The following is an 18,374-nucleotide window of genomic DNA, read 5'->3' on the forward strand; positions in this document are numbered from 1 at the left end:
CAACCGTCTCGTTTCGCTTGACAGCGTCGCCACCCGGTTCCGTTCCCCGCCGCTCCCCCGGAAAAATACTTTTATACGCGGTTTCCGAACGTAGGGTGGCATGCGAGCAGCAGTGTTAGCCGAGTACGGAGAGCCGTTGGATATCAGAGACATCGACCGACCAGAACCCGACCCGGACGGCGTCGTCGCGACGGTCGACGCCTGCGGTGTCTGCCGGAGCGACTGGCACGGCTGGGTCGGTAACTGGGAGTGGTTCGACTACAAACCTCCGCTCGGTCACGTCCTGGGGCACGAACCCTCCGGGACGGTCGTCGACGTCGGCGACGAGGTCGAGACGATCCGCGAGGGCGACGAGATCGCGATCCCGTTCAACTTCGCCTGTGGAGGCTGTCACGAGTGTCGCGTCGGCTACGAGAACCTCTGTGAGAACCACCTTGGGCTGGGGTTTCAGGAGGGTGCGCCCGGCGCGTTCGCCGAGGAGGTTCCCATCCCGAACGCCGACATCAACGCCGTCGAACTCCCGGACGGCGTCGACCAGGTCGAAGTCGCGGGGATGGGCTGTCGGTTCATGACCGCCTATCGGGGGATGGCCCACCAGGCCGACGTCAGCCGCGGCGAGTACGTCGTCGTCTACGGCCTCGGCGGCATCGGCCTGTCTGCCGTCCACATCGCGGACGCGCTCGGGGGGAACGTCGTCGGCGTCGACCTCATGGAGGAGAAACTGTCGATGGCCGAGGACCTCGGCGCGGTTGAGACGGTGAACGCGGGTGCGGTCGACGATCCGGTACGAGAGGTCCGGGACATCACCGACGGTGGGGCACACGTCTCGCTCGACGCCCTGGGGATCGAAGAGACCTGCCAGAACGCGGTAGCGTCGCTCCGAACCCGCGGCCGGCACGTCCAGATCGGGCTCACGACCAAGGAACAGCACGGCTACAACCCGCTGCCGACCGACACGATCGTGATGAACGAGATCCAGATCAACGGCTCCAGCGGGCTCCCGCCGGCGAAGTACGGCGAGATGTTCCGGATGGTCGAACACGGGAAGCTCGACCCCGGTGCGGTCGTCACCGACCGGATCGGCCTCGACGACATCACCGACGAACTCCAGGCGATGACCGACTACGAGACGGTCGGCATCCCCGTCGTCGACAGCTTCGCCTGACGGATGTCCGACCGAGAACAGCGCGACGCGATCCGCGAGCGCCACCGTGCGGCACGCCGGCGGGCGCTCGACGGCCTGACCGTCGCATCGTGGATCGACGGTCGGTCCGTCGGTGATGGGGACACGGCGGATCCTGACACCGACGTCACGGAGACCCGCGCGACCCGCGATCCCGTCATCGACGAGCCCATCGTCGAGGTCCCGGTCGCCACGGCTGACACCGTCGACGCGGCCGTCACTGCCGCACAGGCCACCTTCGACGACGAGTGGGGCGCGACCACCCCGCGCGAGCGCTCGCACCGACTACACGAGTGGACGGATGTCCTCTCGGACCACGTCGACGAACTGACGCTGCTCGAATCGCTCGACACCGGCAAACCGATCGCGGAGGCCCGCGGCGAGGTCGAGGGAGCGATCGACACGCTCGAGTACTACGCGTCGGCCTGTCGGGTGCAGACCGGCGAGCAGATCCCGGCAGGGAGCGACCTGCACATGTACACCCGGACCGAACCGTTCGGCGTCGTGGGGCAGATCACGCCGTGGAACTTCCCGGCGTGGGCGGCGGCCTGGAAGCTCGGCCCGGCGCTCGCCGCGGGGAACTGTTCGGTGTTGAAGCCCTCCGCGCACGCGCCGCTGACCACGATCCGGATGGCACAGCTTTCGACCGAGGTGCTCCCGGACGGCGTCTGTAACGTCGTCACCGGCCCGGGATCGACGACCGGGAGCGCGCTCGTCGAACACGACGGGGTGCGGAAGCTGTCGTTCACCGGCAGCGGCGACGTGGGAACGGAGGTGATGCGAACCGTCGCGTCCCGACTCGCGCCGGTCACGCTCGAACTCGGCGGGAAGTCGCCGTTCGTCGTCTTCCCGGACGCCGATCTCGACACCGTCGTCGAGGCCGTCGCCGACGGGATCTACTACAGCACGGGCGAGATCTGTGACGCGCTCTCGCGCGCGCTCGTCCACGAGGACGTCTACGACGAGTTCGTCGCACGCTTCGTCGAGCAGTCGCGCTCGTACGTGCTCGGTGATCCCCTCGACGAGGAGACGACGATGGGGCCGCTCACCACGGCCGACCAGTTCGAGACGGTCACGGAGTACGTCGACGTCGGGCTCGAAGCGGGAGCGACCCTCGCGACCGGTGGGGGGACGCCCGACGACGGCGCGCTGAAAGACGGCCACTACGTCGAGCCGACGGTGTTCACCGACGTCGACAACGACATGCGGATCGCGCGTGAGGAGATCTTCGGCCCGGTCCAGACCGTTCAGTCCTTCGCGACCTACGAGGAGGCGATCGAACTGGCGAACGACACGCCGTTCGGGCTCGCAGCGGGGATCGGATCGGAGTCCTCGGACCTGATACACCACGCCGCGGCGGACATCGAGGCGGGCGTGGTCTACGTCAACGCCTACGGTCCGATCCGCCCCGAAGGGCCGTACGGCGGCTTCAAACAGTCCGGGATCGGCCGTGACCTCGGGGAGGAAGCACTGACGCACTACCGCCAGACGAAGACGGTGTACGTCAACCTCGACGAGCCGTCCGTCTGAGAACCGACCGGAGAGTCCGAGTCGCGTTCGGCTCGATCGCTCCACGCTTCTCAGTTGCCCGTCCGGACTGTCCGGTCGGTCACCGACGCGGCCGTGATCGGGAGTGACTGTTGGGCGACCCGTCTGCGGTTCGGTCAGGAGCGGCCTCGTTGTCGAGACGGCTCCCGTGACGGGGCGACTGAACCACTCGCACGCCCTCGCAGGGAACGTCCGACCGAGCCTCAGAGCAACAGCGGGCGGAGTCGCTCGGCGGCACCGCCGACCGAGGGAGCCGTCGTCGATCTCGACGCTCCGCGCGCGGACCTGGCGAAGACCGGTGGTGTGGCCTCTCGTCCCGTTCGGCTCTCTCCTCGTCTTTCGTCACAAACGTGTTTGTACCTCGCGAACAAACTGCCCCTCCCCATACAGTCTTGTCGCTGTTCCCCGAGCGTATTTACACAAATATCACGATTTATTGCCATCTCCGGTGCTCGTGTCCCGATCGATCGAGACCGGTTTGGAAGATGCGAACGGACGACCGTCCGGCAGAGAGAACGATTTTTATATATAGAATATATACTTCGACGTATGACCTCTAACTCGGCGAGCGCGAACGGTCGAAGCGGTCCAGACCTCCTTCGACGTCATCGATCTGCTACAGGGCCGTGAGAGGGCGGGAGTGACCGAGATCGTCGAAGCGCTCGGTCGGTCGAAGGGGACGATCCACAGTCACATGGCGACGCTAGAGGCGAACGAGTACGTCGTGAACGACGGTGGGACGTACCGGCTGAGCCTCCGGTATCTCGATCTCGGGGAGGCCGCGAAGGGGCAACTGCGGGTGCCCGACGTCGTTCGGGAGGAACTCGAGGAACTGGCGGCCGAGAGTGGTGAACTCGTACAGTTCGCGACACACGAACACGGACGGGCCGTCTACCTCTCCAAAGCACGCGGTGAGAACGCCGTCCAGACGGGATCGTCGATCGGAAGCTGTGAGTATCTGCACTGTCTCTCGCTGGGGAAGGCGATGCTGGCACGGATGCCCGTCGGACGGTGGACCGGATCATCGATCGCCACGGACTCCCGAAGTACACGGACGAGACCATCACGTCCCGTGAGGCGCTGTTCGACGAACTCAAGGTCGTCCGCGAGCGGGGTACGCGTTCGCCCGCGAGGAGAAGGTCGAGGGACTCCGCTGTGTCGCGGGTCCAGTGATGGTCGGCGACGAGTTGCTCGGGGCGCTCAGTATCTCGGGGCCCGCCCGTCGGTTCGTGGGGACGTTCTACGAGTCCGAACTCCCGGAACTGGTCACTCGTTCCGCGAACGTCGTCGAGAGAACGACCAGTTCTCCTGACGAGCGATGGTACCCCGCTGTTCGGCGGGATGCGCGAGTGAGGGAGCCCAGCCACTCGTCCAATGTATCGCCCCGCCTGCACGCCCGGTACTGGTACCCACCGCTATAATGACATCTATAGTGGTGTAATGGAATACGTTTCGATAGGCCGGTAGACAACTAACCACGGGACTTTGCATACCTGTTCGATGTACGATTACTTATCGGAGTTTCGACGGCAGCCAAGCGGGGACAGCCATCGCGTCGCGAAACATGGCTGACAGTAGTATACAATTAATTATATTCGATTTTTGGGTTAGTGATCTCTTCGCCCAAAATAGGATTTGATTTGCCAGTTTATAAAATAATAATATTAAAAAAGAATAAAATAACTCTAAAAAAGTAGTATAGCTCATATATAACATCGCCGTACATACATGACGACAACGTACACTTGATTTTTAGAATTTTAATTGAACTGGCTGGTCAGTCGGCTTCGGCACCGTGTCTGGAGATTCGTGTCGGAGAATTCTATATATTCGTTTGAATTTCACGAACTCGTGAATTCGAGCCGGTGACACCCGTGATCGATGGTCGACTCCGAGCTCAGCTACTTTTGATGACGTTTCGGATCGCCGCTCGACTGTCGACCCGTTCCGAGCCGTTGTCGCTTCTGAGTTGCATCGTGCACACCTGCGACGACCGAACGGCGAGAGAGCAGTCCGTGTCGGCGTCGACTGCCGCGACCGGCCGGTGTCGCGATCCGACGAGGCGGGTCACCGCGTCTCCGACCGGGAAATAATCGTAAACGACCCCGGTACCCGGACGTGAGCCGCTCGGGGTCAAGTCCCGAGGCGCTCGCCTCGGTTCTTCGTCGGGGTCGGATGTATATTTGTTTACAGCTTAGATAGTAAAAGTACAAGTAAACTGGCCTGCGATCTGTTGTATGCCTCACGACCGAGTGGTAACTGGAGGAACGGTTGTCTCCGAGGGTCTCCGTCAGGAGGTCACAATCGCGATCGACGACGGTCGGATCTCGGCGCTCTACGATCCGAGCCGAGCTGTTGCGGCAGCAGACGCCGTCGATGCGACGGGCAAACACGTGCTTCCCGGTGGCGTCGACCCGCACGTGCACATGATGGATCCGGGGAAGACAGATCGCGAAGACTTCGAAACGGGGACTGCGGCGGCTGCGACCGGTGGAATCACGACCATCGGAGAGCACCACAGAACGGACCCAATGGTGCTCGACGCGGACGTGTTCGCCGACAAACGGGAGTACCTCTCCGCGAAAGCGCACGTCGACTTCGGCCTCCTAGCCGGCGGCCACCCGGACAACGTCGAGGACCTCCGTGATCTGGAGCGAGCGGGAGCGATCGCTTTCAAGAGCTTCACCTGTGAGGTACACGGCGTTCCGGCGCTCAAAAGCGACGCGATGTCGGAGGTCTTCACCGAGATCGAACGGCTCGGTGGCATCAGCATGATCCATCCGGAAGACGAGCTGATCTTACAGGCCAACGAAGACCGGATTCGAGCCGAGGGTCGAACCGATGGGGAGATCATCCCCGAATGGCGGTCCAGAGAGGCAGAACAGGTAGCCGTCTCCACGACGCTCCAGATCGCAAAACAGACCGGTGTGTCCCTCTGGTTGGCTCATCTCAGCCATCCAGCGGTCGTGGATCAAGTGACCCACGCACGGAACAGCGGTGTCGACGTCTACGCCGAGTGCTGCCCGCAGTATCTATACCTCACGGAGGAAGACGTCGTCGACGACGCACCGTACACTATGTTTACACCGCCGGCTCGGGGTGCAGACGAACGCGCCGGACTGTGGGACCGACTGGCTGCCGGCGACATTCACATGATCAACGCGGACCATGCGCCGTCGACCCGAGAACAGAAAGCCGCTGGTAAAAACGACGTGTTCGAAGCTCCGTTTGGAATCCCGGGCGTCGAGACCGTCTTGCCGCTGCTGTTGAACGGGGTTCACGAAGGCAAGGTCTCACTCGAACGGGTGGTCGAAGTGTTCTCGACGAACCCGGCCAAGATCACGGGACTGTATCCACAGAAAGGGACGCTACGGGTCGGGAGTGATGCTGACCTGGTGATCGTCGACATGGACCGGTCGATGCAGCTGACCGACGACGGCGTTGTCGCAAAGTGTGGCTGGACGCCGTTCGACGGCATGGAAGTCGTCGGCGTCCCGGAGTCGACGTTCGTTCGAGGGAGTCCAGTGGTCGACGACGGGGTCGTCGGTGAGCCGGGTTACGGTGAGTTCGTGGCACGAGGCCAGCGCACGACGCTCGATACCGGGTAGACCGCGCCCCGGTCTGTTCGGCTTTATCGCTCCGGCAAACACTCGTCGAGCATGTGCCGACCGTCGCCGTTGCGAACGTCCCCGACGACGTCCGTGACGTCCTCGAGGATCCTCGTTGCGCGTACCGGCGAGGAAGAACCTCGCAGCTCCTCCAGATCGGTTGCGGAGGTGCTGTAGACTACTCGGGCGAGCTCGGCACGCCGCATCCCGCTGGCACACATCGGACACGGTTCCGTGCTCGTATACATCACCGTCTCGGACCGTTCTTCGGGGCTCAGCTCTCGCATCGCCCGGTACGCGAGGTGCAACTCCGGGTGACGGCGGAGGTCGTCCTCCGTCACGACACGGTTGGACGACTCCATGATGATCTCATCGTCGCGGACGAGCACGGAACCAAACGGATCGTCTCCCCGGGCTGCGGCCTCACGCGCGAGGGCGAACGCTCGTTCCATGTGCGAGTGATGATCGTACTCGTCGATGTCTTGGGAGGACATAGAGCTACGTGACCCCAGACGTATAAGAATCATCAGGAATCGCCTCCCGGCGACGGAACCGAATCCAGTCACCGCCACTCCCGCCCCGAAGCGTCAGCGACGGCGGCTGAAGCCGTGGACATCCGCCGTGACCTCCTGTGAGACACATAGTGCCGGTCTCACCTGTGGCTGGTGAGCGCCCCCGGACACCCTGGATCTGACGATCCACCCCCCTCCACCCCGACGGCTGGGCTTTCCGGGTACCTCGACAGCGAGAAACATCTGCGAGCGATGTGGATCTCTCTTGCGCAGTGATCCAAAATTATTAGCCACTGTGGGTTGATTGACCACCTAATGAGCCAAGAAGTGCCAAGAAATCTGAATAGCACCCGTCACCGCTCTCCCCTCGAGACGGACGCCACCTCGTCCGGAACTGACGTCGGTGACGCCGTGCTGGAGATCACTGATCTCAAGAAGACGTTTCAGAACGGATCCGTCCTGGCGGTCGACAACGTCAGCCTGACCATCGAGTCGGAGGAGTTCGTCGTCCTGCTTGGCCCGTCTGGGTGCGGGAAGACGACGACGTTGCGGTGTATCGCCGGCCTCGAACTGCCGGACGAGGGAACGATTCGACTGCACGGGAGAGACATCACCGATCTCAAGCCCCACCGGCGGAATCTCGCGTTCGTGTTCCAAGACACGACGCTGTTTCCACATATGTCGGTGAAGAAGAACATACAGTACGGCCTGGATATGATGACCGCGCTGTCCGAGGAAGAGAAAACGGAGATGGTCCGCGACGTTGCCACGCAGCTCGACATCGAGGACAAGCTCGAAGAGAACCCCGGTAATCTCTCCGGCGGCCAGCAACAGCGGGTCAGCCTCGGCAGAGCGATGGTGATGGACCCGGATCTGTTCTTGCTCGACGAACCGTTCACGGCGCTCGACGCAAATCTCCGCGACCACATGCGGACCAAAATAAAGGAGCTCCAACGGACGGTCGAGCGGACGATGATCTTCGTGACGCACAATCAGGAGGAAGCTCTGACCGTCGGTGACAAGGTCGTCGTGATGAACGAGGGGCAGGTCTACCAGGCCGGGTCACCGTACGAGGTGTACTACGACCCACAGAACCTGTTCGTCGCGTCGTTCATCGGGTCACCGACGACGAACATGTTCGAGTGCACTGTCGGTACGGACGACGACGACGCGGTCGTCCTCTCGCACGACGTTCTCGAGTACTCGTTCGTCGGCGAACGGGCAGAACGTCTCCGACCGTTCGTCGGCGAGACTGTCACGCTGGCCGTCCGTCCCGAATTCATCGAACTCGACGACTCAGAGGGACTCTTCTCGGCTGACGTCCGACTTCGCGAGTCCCACGGTACTCACGATGTGATCTACCTGGAGCGCGGAGACACGGAGATCGCGGTCATCGTACCACCCGCGCAGATCGAACACGAAGACGAGACGAAGTACATCTCCTTCTCCGAAGACGTCTGGGTGTTCGGGCAGAGCGGCCAGCGTCTCGTGTAGACGACCGTTGGGTCGCCCGGTGGACGTGTCGCTCGTCGCGGTGCGGTCTGGGCTGGAGGTGGTGTTACCTGAGCGTGTCGGGTCCTTTTCGATGGCCGACACGAACTACGCGATCCGTCTCTACTCCTGTGACTGAATGAGTTCGACGCGGTATCCATCCGGATCTTCGACGTACGCGAACCTGATCTCGTCCATGTCTGTCGGGTCCTGTACGACCGTGTATCCCATCTCCGACGCTAACTGGGAGACCGTCCGGTCGACGTTCTCCACCGAGATCGCGAGGTGATCGACACCCTCCGGGCGAATCTCTGCTTCACCGTCGGGGTCGCTTTTGAACTGTATCTGTGCGCCCTCGTGGCCACCGACGTAGAAGTTCCGTACCCCGTCGTCCCCGGTGAACTCACGTTTGGCTTCGAGGCCGAGCCCGTCGATGTAGAACCGTTTGCTCGCCTCGACGTCCGAGACGCGGATTGCTGTATGAATAAACTCCACAGTTCGGGATACTGCCACCGGGGTATATACTTACGCGGTTTCCTCCGAACACGGAGATCGCGTACCGAATCCCGTTGAGTCTCTCACCCGAGTTCAGGGAAGACCGTCAGGAGCGACCACTGTTGAACGGTTCCGTGATGTCCACGAGGTGATTCAGCACCACGATCAGCACGAGGACGGGGATCATGAGGAAGACGGAGACTGCCGATGCGGCAGGGTAGTTCACTCCCTGGTTCACGAGCGTGAACAGGTAGCTCGTGATCTGCCCCTTCCCGCTGCTGAGTAGACGCGGGACGAGGAAGTTGCCGATCGTCAGCAGGAACACCAGGAATGTTCCGATCGTGACGCCGGGAAGGCTCATCGGCCAGATCACGGACCGAAAGATCGAGACCGGGGTCCCGCAGAATATCTTCGCCGTGTCGATGTGCTCGTCTTCGACTTGCGTGAGGGAGATGAATATCGGGCCAGTCATGAATATCGAGTAGTTGAGTAGATATCCCCACGCAACGGAGATCCGGGTGAACATCAGTGCCAGCGGGGCGTCGATGAGGCCGATCTCTAAGAGTAGCTTGTTCACCACGCCGAGCTTTCCGAGCACGGAGAACACCGAGTACATCCGGACGACCTCCATCGTGAAAAACGGGATCAACAGCAGGAGGAAGACGAACAGGCTCTGTGTGAAGCTGAGGTGAAACCTGAGGTAGTAAGCCAGCGGATAGCCGATCAGAAGGGAGATCGCGACCACGGCGACGCCGTAGAGGAACGTCAGAACCATCGCGTTGAAAAAGGTCATGTTCATGACGTTTTGATACTGGCTGATGGTGAGTTCGTATACGATGCTGTAGTTCTCGAAGGACATGAACGAGCTGACCACCAGCATCAAGAGAGGGATCACCAGAAACGCGACGAACCAGAGAACTGCTCCTCCCAGGATGAGGTAACTGTACGTGATGTTGCTCGGCACCGCTCCACGGCCGACTCGCTCGGTCAGTCCGCCGATGTACGACGCCAGGTTTCGTTGGGACATGACAGTTCTGTTGAATTCGTCTTGTGGATTCGAATCGTCTTACTACCCGACTACGCGCCGGTGAACTCCTGCCACTGTTCGACCATATACTCGTTTTCGTTGGGAGCGACGTGCCAGGCACCGACCGCGGGCAGGAAGTCCTTGACGCCCCCCCGGAACCGTGTGTGGCCGTCGGGACTCGACTCGTACTCGCCGTCCGTCCACTCGTAGTTGCTCGGTGTGAACATGAACTGGCCATCGACAGGCTTGCTGGTTGCCGTGCCCTCGTAGAACCAGTCGTAGAACTCCGTCGGCATTCCAGGCTCGCCCCGAACGAGGTCCTTGTTCGGGTACTGCGGGACGATGTACCCCGACTGACCGACGAATCCGGCGTACCACGCTGTCAGGTGCAGGTCGAGGAACTTCGCCACTTCGTCCTCGTTGTTCCGGTCGGAGACGCCGGGTTTGAGCGGGATCGTCCCGCCCATCCAGGCGTCGTACCCCTGTAGGCTCTGTTGGCTCTCCTGCCGTGCAAGCTTCGCGTAGCCGGTGGGAGTGCCGTTCTCCCGCGTTCCCAGAACCGCAGGCCCCCAGATGTTCCCGATGATCGCCTCCTCGGACGAGAAGAAGTTGATCTGGGTTCCGAGATCGCTGAACAGGGCCTTGAACTGCCCTGCTTGTTTTTGCTTGACCAGGAAGTCCACCATCGCGTCGATGTGCTCCTGTGTCGGGTCGCTGATCTCGCGGAGCGACGCGTCGACCATCCCCCTGTCCGCGAGGTGCATCATCGCCACCACGTACGACACCGTGGACAGTTGGTTGAACATCGACTTCCCCTTGTACTTGTCGTCGAAGATGGCACTCCACTCGTCGACATCGCTGGGGACCTGCCTCGGATTGAACCCGACGGAGTCGGCGTTGAACACGTTGGGATAGAACTGAATCTCGTCTTGAGAATCGACGTCGTTCCAGATGACCTCGGCGTGTCGGTCGAACTGGCCGTCGTACACTTCGGTCCCGTTGAGGATGTACTCCGTGACGTTGTCCTCGTTCCAGTTTTCGATGCTTGCGGGATCGATCGGACTCGCCATATCGTTCCCGATGATCTGCGGCGCCAACTGTCCGCCAGTGAACAGCGCATCAAAGACCTCGTTCCCGCCACTCAAGACCTGTCTGTTGGCCGCTGCTTGGGCCTTGACCGTGAACTCGGTGTCGATGCCCGTCACTTCCTCGAACCGCTCCCGCTTTCCTTCCCGGAGCCCCCACGCTGGACCGAGGATCTGGAGCGGTCTCTCGCCCGTTTCCACGCCACTTTGAGTCGTTTCCGCGGTGCCGCCGTCGCCACCGGCGTCAGTGGCCGAGCTACTACTGCTCCCGTCGCCTCCCGTACACCCCGCGATGGCAGCCGTCAAGCCAGTACCGGCTGCTGCTAGCAGGTTTCTACGTTTGACCATTTTTCTTCTACATCGGTCGATGAATACTCATACGCATAAATAATTACTGGTATATGCAATTGCTATCCGAGCAGAACACAACGTGTGTGCACTGTTTATCGGCTATAACTGACGCACGGAAAGGGGGGCACCGACGAGACGCCGATGCTGGCCGTGTCGCCTCGGGACCTCGAGCGGGATCGCCCGACCGCCGAGACCAGGCCAGTTAGCCTGAACAACCAGTCGCACTGTTCCTCCTGCTCCGATCTCGGATACGAGCCGTTCATCGACCGGAGGATGGGGTCTCTCCTGGCACGACACGGCACGAGACGAATCACACCGCGTCGAGAGCGCTCCGAAGTCGGATCGAAGCGGGCCGACGGCACTCACCGTCTCAGCTACTGGACGCTGCCGAGCGGCCATACAGTATCAGGGCGAAACTCAGGATCAACACGACGATCGAGACGGTCGACGTGAGGGATCCGAGCGCGGCGAGTCCTGGAGTCGGATCGCGCGAAGCGACCGAGTACACCTCGAGCGGCATCGTGTTGTCCGTCCCCAGCAACAGGAGACTCCGGTCCAGTTCGTTGTAGGACAGCGTAAACGCGAACACGGCCGCACCGAACACCTGGAACTTGATTTCGGGGAGGATGATCGTGTAAGCCACCTCGAAGTCGTTCGCGCCGAAGACCCGGGCAGCCTCCTCGTGATCCGTCAGATTTGGCGGCATTCCGGCGAGAAAGAGGATGAACGAGAACGGGAAGGCCCAGATAACGTGAACTGGAAGCCCCAGCCAGAGTCCCTGCTTGAGGCCGACCACCTCGCCCAAGAATACCGTGATACCGATGCCGTACATTATCCCTGGGGTGACAATCCCGAGCAAGAACAGGTAGATGATGAGGTTCTTTCCTCTGAACCGATGACGGAACGCCAGCGCGCTCCCGGTCGAAAGAACCGTCACGACGACTGTGACAGCAGCCGCCAGTTTGACCGAGTTGACGAACGACGCGGAGAACGCACCGGACTGCAGCACCTCGTTGTACCAGTCGAGGGTGATGTCAACGAATGGGAACGTTATCCCTCCAGAATTGAACGAAAAGACGAGTAACGCGACCACCTGACTGTATACGAACAGACCGACGAGCAACAGATGGATCTGCAACAGGCGTTTCGTGTTGATGGCACTCACGACACTGTTCACTTTCCCGTGCCACACCGATCGAGCCGACGATTTTCCAGGCATCTGTTTACTCAGCGCACGTCACGCTGACAAGTAAGCGATTTCTAGCCTGATTGCACTACGATTCACGTGAGGACAGTCGATAGTGTGCAAAATATAGTTTGTGGTTGGTCCACCCCCACGGCGCTCGGAGACCGCCGGAGGAACGAACCAGTCACTGGGCTCTCGCCCCGTTCGTCTGCGTCACCTCCTGCGGCAATCGTGCGACCACGGCCAGCCGACACTCGCAGAGGCGGGGGGTCGACGTTTACGACACTACACCGGCGTGGAGACACGACGTGACCCCGCTAATCGTCCCGGGGCCGACGGCTCGATCCGTGATCACGTAATCTGGTCGTAGACTACCTCGACGGATTCGCTGACCACGTCAGCGATCTGGTCGATCGAGTCCTCACCAGTGATCAGCGGCGGTGCCATCATGATGTGGTCGCCTCTGGTCCCGTCTGCGCTGCCTCGACCGGGGAAGGTGTATACACCGCGGTCCAGCGCCTCGTTGTACACTCGCTTGTACACCTTCAACTCGGGATCGAACGGCTCTTTGGTTGCCGTATCGGCGACAAACTCGACCCCCAGCATGAGTCCCTTCTGACGGATATCACCGACGATGGGGTGGTCTTCGAGTGCTCCGAGCCTCTCTCGCAGCTGGTCACCCCGCGCTTGTCCCTGTTCGATGACCTCGTCGGTGTAGTAGTCGAGCACGTGGGAGGCGACTGCGGCGGAGAGTGGGTTCCCGGCGTACGTGAACCCGTGCGCGAACGAACTCCCCTTCCGACTGTCGAACTGGGCTGCGATTTCGTCGTTCACCACCACACCGCTGATCGGGGAGTACCCGCTCGAGAGCCCCTTCCCGATCACCATGATGTCCGGAACCACGCCGAAGTTCTCCATGCCGAACATCTCGCCCGTTCGCCCGAATCCCGTCATGATCTCGTCCGCGATGAAGACGACGTTGTACTCGTCGCAGATCCGCCTGATCTCTTTGAAGTATGCAGGGTGAGGATGGGCTGCTGGCACGCTGGATCCCGACACCGGCTCCGCGACGAACGCCGCGACGGTCTCGGGACCCTCCTGTTGGATGGCGGTCTCCAGTTCCTGTGCGGCTTGTATCGCTTGCTCTTCCGGCGACCCCTCGTACTCCCACCGGTAGGGGTACGCTGGCGGGATGTGTGGGTAGTTCTTCAACAGCGGTTTGTACTGTGACCGCCGATGCGTGTTGCCAGTGAGCGAGAGCGCGCCGATCGTGGCGCCGTGGTACGACTGCCACCGCGAGATGAACGTCGTCTTCTGCTCGTCCCCGTTCTCCTGATGGTAGCGCCGAACGAGCTTCATCGCCGAATCGACTGTCTGACTCCCGGAACTGACGAAGAAGGACGTGTTGAGATCGCCCGGCGTCATCTCCGCTAGCTTCTCGGCTAGTTCCTCGAGCGGATCCGAGGTGAAGTTCGAGGTCATCACCAGCGCGACCCCGTCCTCGACCTGTTTCTTCATTAGCTCGCCGACACCAGGAACGGAGTGTCCGAGGTTAATCACGACGGCCGCCGAAGCCGCGTCGATTATCTCGTCACCGTTCTGGGCAACCAGAAACTCGTCGTGTGCACTCTTGATGTTCGGGAGATCGGCGCCGACACCGGAGCCCCATTTGTAGAATACGTTCTCCGTACCCATGCTGTTGACGAAGGGTTAATTATACATAAATCCTCTGAGTTTTTATTCAGTAATTGAAGGGCTGAGACAGTATCTATTACATCTAGCCACCACCTCCCTCGAGGTGTTGGTCTGCTCCGGTGCCAACGGCTCCCCTACAGCACCGCCAAGCAAGTCGAGGCGGCGTCATCGAGAGCGTCGCCCAACTGTGGGGTCTCTCTCGGTGGGGACGCCGTCGCCCCCCGGTTCCATCAGCAGGTCCATCGCACATCCCGGTCTCGCTTCCGCTCGCCCTCTGATCGGTGGTTCTCAGTTGTTCGGCCACGGCCGCGTCGCGCTCACGGGCAGACCGCCCGTGGTACGACGGCTTACGTCGTGCTCGGCTGTCGGGAACGCTGGAACCGTTTCCGGGCGGTCCGGTCTCGGATGCCTCACCGACGAACGTGGACAGCGAGGTCTCACGGGTCCCCCGTCGACTTCGGTGCCAGATTTTTGGATTTTATACAATCGATGATATTTTAACCACCTATGTTCGATAATGGTCGATGGCATTAGCAGATGTTGTAGTCACCGGTGCCAAGGTACTCCACGACGGCACGCTGGACCGACTGAACCTCGGAATCACGGACGGTGAAATAACTCACATATCCAAACCCGGGATGGGGCCAGAGGGAAGAGCGTCCCTCGAACTCGACGGCGAACTCGTCATCCCTGGGGCCGTCGAAGAGCACATTCACCTGCGGGAACCTGGATACGTGGAGAAAGAGGGGATCGTTACGGGAAGCGCTGCTGCGGCCGCTGGTGGAGTGACCACGATCGTCGAAATGCCCAACACCACCCCGCCGGTGTCGACGAGGGCCCGGTGGGAGGAGAAAGCCGCGCTGTTCGACCGGAAATCGCACGTGGACTTCGCGCTGTACGGTGCCATTACCGAGGACAACGTCGGAACTGGCGACATACAGGAACTGGCAGAGGCCGGCGCGACTGGATTCAAGACGTTCATGGCAACGAGTTTCGGTCCGCTACTCATCAGCGACAAAGCACTGCTCCTGTCGGCGTTCGAAGAGGTGAAAGAGACGGGACGGCCGATCTACATCCACGCCGAGGACGAGGAGTACCTGGACGGGTTTCGAGAGCGTGTCGAACGGGACGGAACGAGCGGAATGGACGCGTTCTTCGACTCCCGTCCGCCGATCGCCGAGACGACCGCGATCGCGGACGTTCTCGACATCGTTCGGGAGATCGGGACCGAGACGGTGGTTGTGCACGTCACGACCAGCGAGGGGGTCGATCGTATAGACCGCGCACGGCAAGCGGGGCTCCCCGTCGAGGCGGAAGTCACTCCGTACCACTTGGCCTTCGACGAGGAACGACTTCGGGCGGTCGGAACGGAAGGGATCGGTACGCCGCCGGTACGAGACGAGGAAAACAGGCAGGCGCTCTGGTCTCAACTCACAGACGGCCGCGTCCAACTCCTCGGTAGCGATCACGCCCCGCACACCGCGGCTGAAAAAGACGGTGAACCGCTCGAGGTGCCCCCCGGGATGCCGCAGGTCGAAACGGCGCTCCCGTTCCTCCTCGACGCGGTCAATCGCGGACACACGACGATCGATCGAGTGGTCGACCTCTACTCGACGCGCCCGGCGAAAAAACACGGACTCTATCCACGGAAGGGAACGATCAGCGTCGGCTCCGACGCCGACTTCGTGGTCGTGGATCCAGACGAGCCGTGGACGGTCGATCCAGCGGACTTCGAATCGAGCGGGAAGTACAGCCCGTTCGACGGTTGGACTTTCTCGGCGTCGATCCTGGCGACGTACCAGCGAGGGGAACTAATCGCGGAAAACCGGCACACGACCAACTCCCCCGGAGACGGGCAGTTGTACCAGCGGTCGGACTGAGGCTCCGAACCGCCCCTCACACCGAGCGACCGGTCGCTCGGTCGCTCGCGTCGATCAGTTTCCGATGGGATGGAGCGGGCCAGTTGTCTATAAGTACCGCCGTTTCGGATACGAAAAACGACGTATGTCAGTCGTAATCATCTCGACCGGCGGTACGATAGCGGCGACAGAAGACGACGGTGGGGATGCCAGCCCGGACCTGAGCGGAGGAGAGATCGCAGAGAGCGTTCCGGGGTTGCAGAACCTCACCGAGATCGAGACCGACGACTTCTCGACGGTACCGAGTCCTCACTTCACCATCGAACAGATGTACGATCTCGTGGTGAAGATCCGAGACCTCGATCGGAACAGCGATGTCGAGGGAATCGTCGTGACGCAGGGGACCGATATCCTCGAAGAGTCCGCGTACTTCGTCAGCCTGTGTTACGACGGTTCGACGCCCGTTGCCTTCACCGGGGCGATGCGCGGACCTTCGCTCGCGAGTCCAGACGGACCGGTGAACGTCCTCGATAGCGTACGGACGACTCTGAACTGTGCGGAGACGACAGCGAACGTGTTCGTCGTGTTCAACAACCGGATCCACCCTGCCAGAAGCGTGACAAAGACACACTCGATGGCGGTCGATACGTTCCGATCGCCCGAGTTCGGCCCGCTCGGGTTCGTCGAAGAGGACCGAGTGGTGTGGCGACGGGGACACGTCGAGCCTGACGAGACGTTCGACCCGACACCGGAGCGGCTCACGAACGACGTCCACGCGGTCACGATCACGGCGGACTCACCGCCGGGTCAAATCCACGCGGCCGCCGACGCGGATGGCCTCTGCTTTGCCGCGCTCGGTGTCGGCCACGTTCCCCAGACGCTCCTCGATCCGCTGCGTGACCTGACCGAGATCGGCGTCCCCGTCGTCGCGACCACGCGCTGTCCGGAAGGACGTGTCGCCCGGCACACGTACGACTTCCCTGGGAGCGAACAGACGATCCGTGACGAACTCTCGATCCCCGTTTCGGACCGCAACCTCCAGAAGACTCGGATCAAGACGATCGTTGCACTCGCGGCCGGCCGCTTCGAGACCGCGTTCTCGTGACGAGCGACGTGAAGACGACCTCGCGGGAGACGCCATCGGCCTCGTTGCGGCGTGGCTGTTCACCGGCCGAACTAAGCTTTATATCGGTGGTGGCTGGACCAACTACAGTAGCATGAGTGATGATGCAGGCTCCGCCGTCGGAGTCAACGGACAGATAGATCCCGATCAGTTGGGTGTGACGTCCGCCCACGAGCACACGTTCATCGACATGCGGAACTGGTTCCTCATGCCCGAGACGGCCGAGGAACGGCGGCTCGCCGAAGAACCAGTTTCCCTCGAGAACCTGTGGTATCTCCGTCGTAACCCGACCAACAACCGGGACAACTACCTTCTCGGCTCGACGGACGTGGCGATCGACGAACTGGCCGAGTTCTACCGCGCAGGTGGCGAGACCATCGTGGATGTGACCCCGAAGGGGATCGGCCAGGATCCTCGACGGGTCCGCGAGATCAGCCGAGCGACCGGGATCCAGTTCGTCCACGGGACGGCGTACTACGTGCGAAACAGCCATCCCGACAGAGTTGCCGCGGCGAGCGCGGCGGACCTCGAAGAGGAGTTCGTGAGTGACGTTCGGGAGGGGATCGACGGGACCGACGTCCGGGCCGGCATCATCGGCGAGATCGGGCTGAGCACCGACTCCGAAGGGGAGATGTATCCGCAAGAAGAGAAGGTCCTCCGGGCAGCCGCCCGCGCGGCCGTCCGAACCGGCGCCCCACTGACGATTCACCCCCCAGGATGGACGGAAGCCGCACAGCGAGACCGGACCTACCCGACCTCCCGCTGGGCGCTGGAGGTCCTCGATATCGTGGAGGAGACGGGACTCGACCCGGGGCGTGTCGTCATGGATCACATGGACAGGTCGCTGTACGAGGACCTCGACTACCAGAAGGAACTCGCGTCCCGGGGGCCCTACCTCGAGTACGACATCTGGGGGGCGGAGTTCTACCGGGACGAGTACAACGACGGGTTCCCGTCGGACAGATGGCGTATCGAGGCCGTCAGCGAACTCGTCGATGCGGGCTATCTGTCTCAACTGCTCTTTGCACAGGACATCTGTCAGAAGCTCCAGCTGAGGAAGTACGGTGGGTTCGGGTACGCACACCTCCTGCGGAACGTCGTCCCCATGCTGCGGGAACACGGCTTCTCTCAGGACCAACTCGACACGATCCTGATCGACAACCCGAAACGCATGCTCACCTTCGACCCGCCCGAAGAGTAACACCCGGATG

Annotated in this window: 14 protein-coding genes and 2 pseudogenes; 10 read left to right on the forward strand and 6 right to left on the reverse strand. The window is 61.6% G+C overall.

Translation table 11 applies throughout. From position 1 onward, the window contains the following. Positions 1 to 100: 100 nt before the first annotated feature. The 6 genes and pseudogenes from NKJ07_RS00615 to NKJ07_RS00630 all read left to right on the forward strand — a co-directional run bounded on the left by NKJ07_RS00615 (position 101) and on the right by NKJ07_RS00630 (position 6,339). Positions 101 to 1,165 (forward strand): zinc-dependent alcohol dehydrogenase family protein, encoded by a 1,065-nt coding sequence (locus NKJ07_RS00615; protein WP_318568679.1) that lies wholly within the window; start codon positions 101 to 103, stop codon positions 1,163 to 1,165. A 3-nt stretch (positions 1,166 to 1,168) separates the two neighbouring features. Then, positions 1,169 to 2,713, forward strand: a complete 1,545-nt coding sequence (locus tag NKJ07_RS00620; RefSeq protein ID WP_318568680.1) for an aldehyde dehydrogenase family protein — start codon at positions 1,169 to 1,171, stop codon at positions 2,711 to 2,713. Between the two features lie 658 nt (positions 2,714 to 3,371). Continuing rightward, positions 3,372 to 3,677: pseudogene (locus NKJ07_RS24340) on the forward strand (IclR family transcriptional regulator); the annotation flags it as partial. A 65-nt stretch (positions 3,678 to 3,742) separates the two neighbouring features. Next, positions 3,743 to 3,904: a hypothetical protein gene (locus NKJ07_RS00625; protein ID WP_318568681.1), complete on the forward strand. Its 162-nt coding sequence runs from the start codon at positions 3,743 to 3,745 to the stop codon at positions 3,902 to 3,904. After that, positions 3,898 to 4,152, forward strand: a pseudogene (locus NKJ07_RS24345) (hypothetical protein); the annotation flags it as partial. The gene NKJ07_RS00625 and the pseudogene NKJ07_RS24345, both read left to right, overlap by 7 nt. A gap of 816 nt (positions 4,153 to 4,968) precedes the next feature. Beyond that, complete coding sequence (locus NKJ07_RS00630; protein WP_318568682.1) at positions 4,969 to 6,339, forward strand: dihydroorotase; 1,371 nt, start codon at positions 4,969 to 4,971, stop codon at positions 6,337 to 6,339. A gap of 23 nt (positions 6,340 to 6,362) precedes the next feature. Here the strand turns inward: NKJ07_RS00630 and NKJ07_RS00635 are convergent, their stop codons facing one another. After that, positions 6,363 to 6,833 carry a nucleoside deaminase gene (locus NKJ07_RS00635; protein WP_318568683.1) on the reverse strand — a complete coding sequence of 157 codons (471 nt, stop codon included), beginning with the start codon at positions 6,831 to 6,833 and terminating at the stop codon, positions 6,363 to 6,365. Positions 6,834 to 7,166: 333 nt separating this feature from the next. Between NKJ07_RS00635 and NKJ07_RS00640 the strand changes: the two genes are divergently transcribed. Continuing rightward, a complete protein-coding gene (locus tag NKJ07_RS00640; protein ID WP_318568684.1) occupies positions 7,167 to 8,345 on the forward strand; it encodes an ABC transporter ATP-binding protein in 1,179 nt (392 codons plus the stop codon). A gap of 120 nt (positions 8,346 to 8,465) precedes the next feature. Here NKJ07_RS00640 and NKJ07_RS00645 read toward each other — a convergent pair whose 3' ends face one another. The 5 genes from NKJ07_RS00645 to NKJ07_RS00665 form a co-directional block, all read right to left on the reverse strand. Continuing rightward, a complete protein-coding gene (locus tag NKJ07_RS00645; protein WP_318568685.1) occupies positions 8,466 to 8,837 on the reverse strand; it encodes a VOC family protein in 372 nt (123 codons plus the stop codon). 106 nt (positions 8,838 to 8,943) lie between these two features. Next, the gene (locus tag NKJ07_RS00650) at positions 8,944 to 9,801 is read right to left on the reverse strand and encodes an ABC transporter permease (protein ID WP_318568686.1); all 858 of its coding nucleotides are present in this window, start codon (positions 9,799 to 9,801) and stop codon (positions 8,944 to 8,946) included. Between the two features lie 113 nt (positions 9,802 to 9,914). Further along, on the reverse strand, positions 9,915 to 11,150 hold the full coding sequence (locus NKJ07_RS00655; RefSeq protein WP_318568687.1) for a hypothetical protein: 1,236 nt from the start codon (positions 11,148 to 11,150) through the stop codon (positions 9,915 to 9,917). A gap of 520 nt (positions 11,151 to 11,670) precedes the next feature. Further along, positions 11,671 to 12,438 carry an ABC transporter permease gene (locus NKJ07_RS00660; RefSeq protein WP_318568688.1) on the reverse strand — a complete coding sequence of 256 codons (768 nt, stop codon included), beginning with the start codon at positions 12,436 to 12,438 and terminating at the stop codon, positions 11,671 to 11,673. A 399-nt stretch (positions 12,439 to 12,837) separates the two neighbouring features. Then, complete coding sequence (locus NKJ07_RS00665) at positions 12,838 to 14,181, reverse strand: aminotransferase family protein (RefSeq protein ID WP_318568689.1); 1,344 nt, start codon at positions 14,179 to 14,181, stop codon at positions 12,838 to 12,840. A 524-nt stretch (positions 14,182 to 14,705) separates the two neighbouring features. Between NKJ07_RS00665 and NKJ07_RS00670 the strand changes: the two genes are divergently transcribed. The 3 genes from NKJ07_RS00670 (at position 14,706) to NKJ07_RS00680 (ending at position 18,364) form a co-directional block, all read left to right on the forward strand. Continuing rightward, positions 14,706 to 16,061 (forward strand): dihydroorotase, encoded by a 1,356-nt coding sequence (locus NKJ07_RS00670; protein WP_318568690.1) that lies wholly within the window; start codon positions 14,706 to 14,708, stop codon positions 16,059 to 16,061. A 124-nt stretch (positions 16,062 to 16,185) separates the two neighbouring features. Next, positions 16,186 to 17,145, forward strand: coding sequence for an asparaginase (locus NKJ07_RS00675; RefSeq protein ID WP_318568691.1), 960 nt, complete (start codon positions 16,186 to 16,188; stop codon positions 17,143 to 17,145). Positions 17,146 to 17,257: 112 nt separating this feature from the next. Beyond that, on the forward strand, positions 17,258 to 18,364 hold the full coding sequence (locus tag NKJ07_RS00680; protein ID WP_318568692.1) for a phosphotriesterase family protein: 1,107 nt from the start codon (positions 17,258 to 17,260) through the stop codon (positions 18,362 to 18,364). Positions 18,365 to 18,374 lie beyond the last annotated feature (10 nt).

This window comes from Salinigranum marinum (assembly GCF_024228675.1).
In the GTDB taxonomy this organism is placed as follows: domain Archaea; phylum Halobacteriota; class Halobacteria; order Halobacteriales; family Haloferacaceae; genus Salinigranum; species Salinigranum marinum.

Excerpts from the sequence above, each read along its gene's own strand:
- NKJ07_RS00615 (WP_318568679.1), top strand. The coding sequence starts at position 101 with ATGCGAGCAGCAGTGTTAGCCGAGTACGGAGAGCCGTTGGATATCAGA.
- NKJ07_RS00620 (WP_318568680.1), top strand. The coding sequence starts at position 1,169 with ATGTCCGACCGAGAACAGCGCGACGCGATCCGCGAGCGCCACCGTGCG.
- NKJ07_RS00630 (WP_318568682.1), top strand. The coding sequence starts at position 4,969 with ATGCCTCACGACCGAGTGGTAACTGGAGGAACGGTTGTCTCCGAGGGT.
- NKJ07_RS00635 (WP_318568683.1), bottom strand. The coding sequence starts at position 6,833 with ATGTCCTCCCAAGACATCGACGAGTACGATCATCACTCGCACATGGAA.
- NKJ07_RS00640 (WP_318568684.1), top strand. The coding sequence starts at position 7,167 with ATGAGCCAAGAAGTGCCAAGAAATCTGAATAGCACCCGTCACCGCTCT.
- NKJ07_RS00665 (WP_318568689.1), bottom strand. The coding sequence starts at position 14,181 with ATGGGTACGGAGAACGTATTCTACAAATGGGGCTCCGGTGTCGGCGCC.
- NKJ07_RS00670 (WP_318568690.1), top strand. The coding sequence starts at position 14,706 with ATGGCATTAGCAGATGTTGTAGTCACCGGTGCCAAGGTACTCCACGAC.
- NKJ07_RS00675 (WP_318568691.1), top strand. The coding sequence starts at position 16,186 with ATGTCAGTCGTAATCATCTCGACCGGCGGTACGATAGCGGCGACAGAA.
- NKJ07_RS00680 (WP_318568692.1), top strand. The coding sequence starts at position 17,258 with ATGAGTGATGATGCAGGCTCCGCCGTCGGAGTCAACGGACAGATAGAT.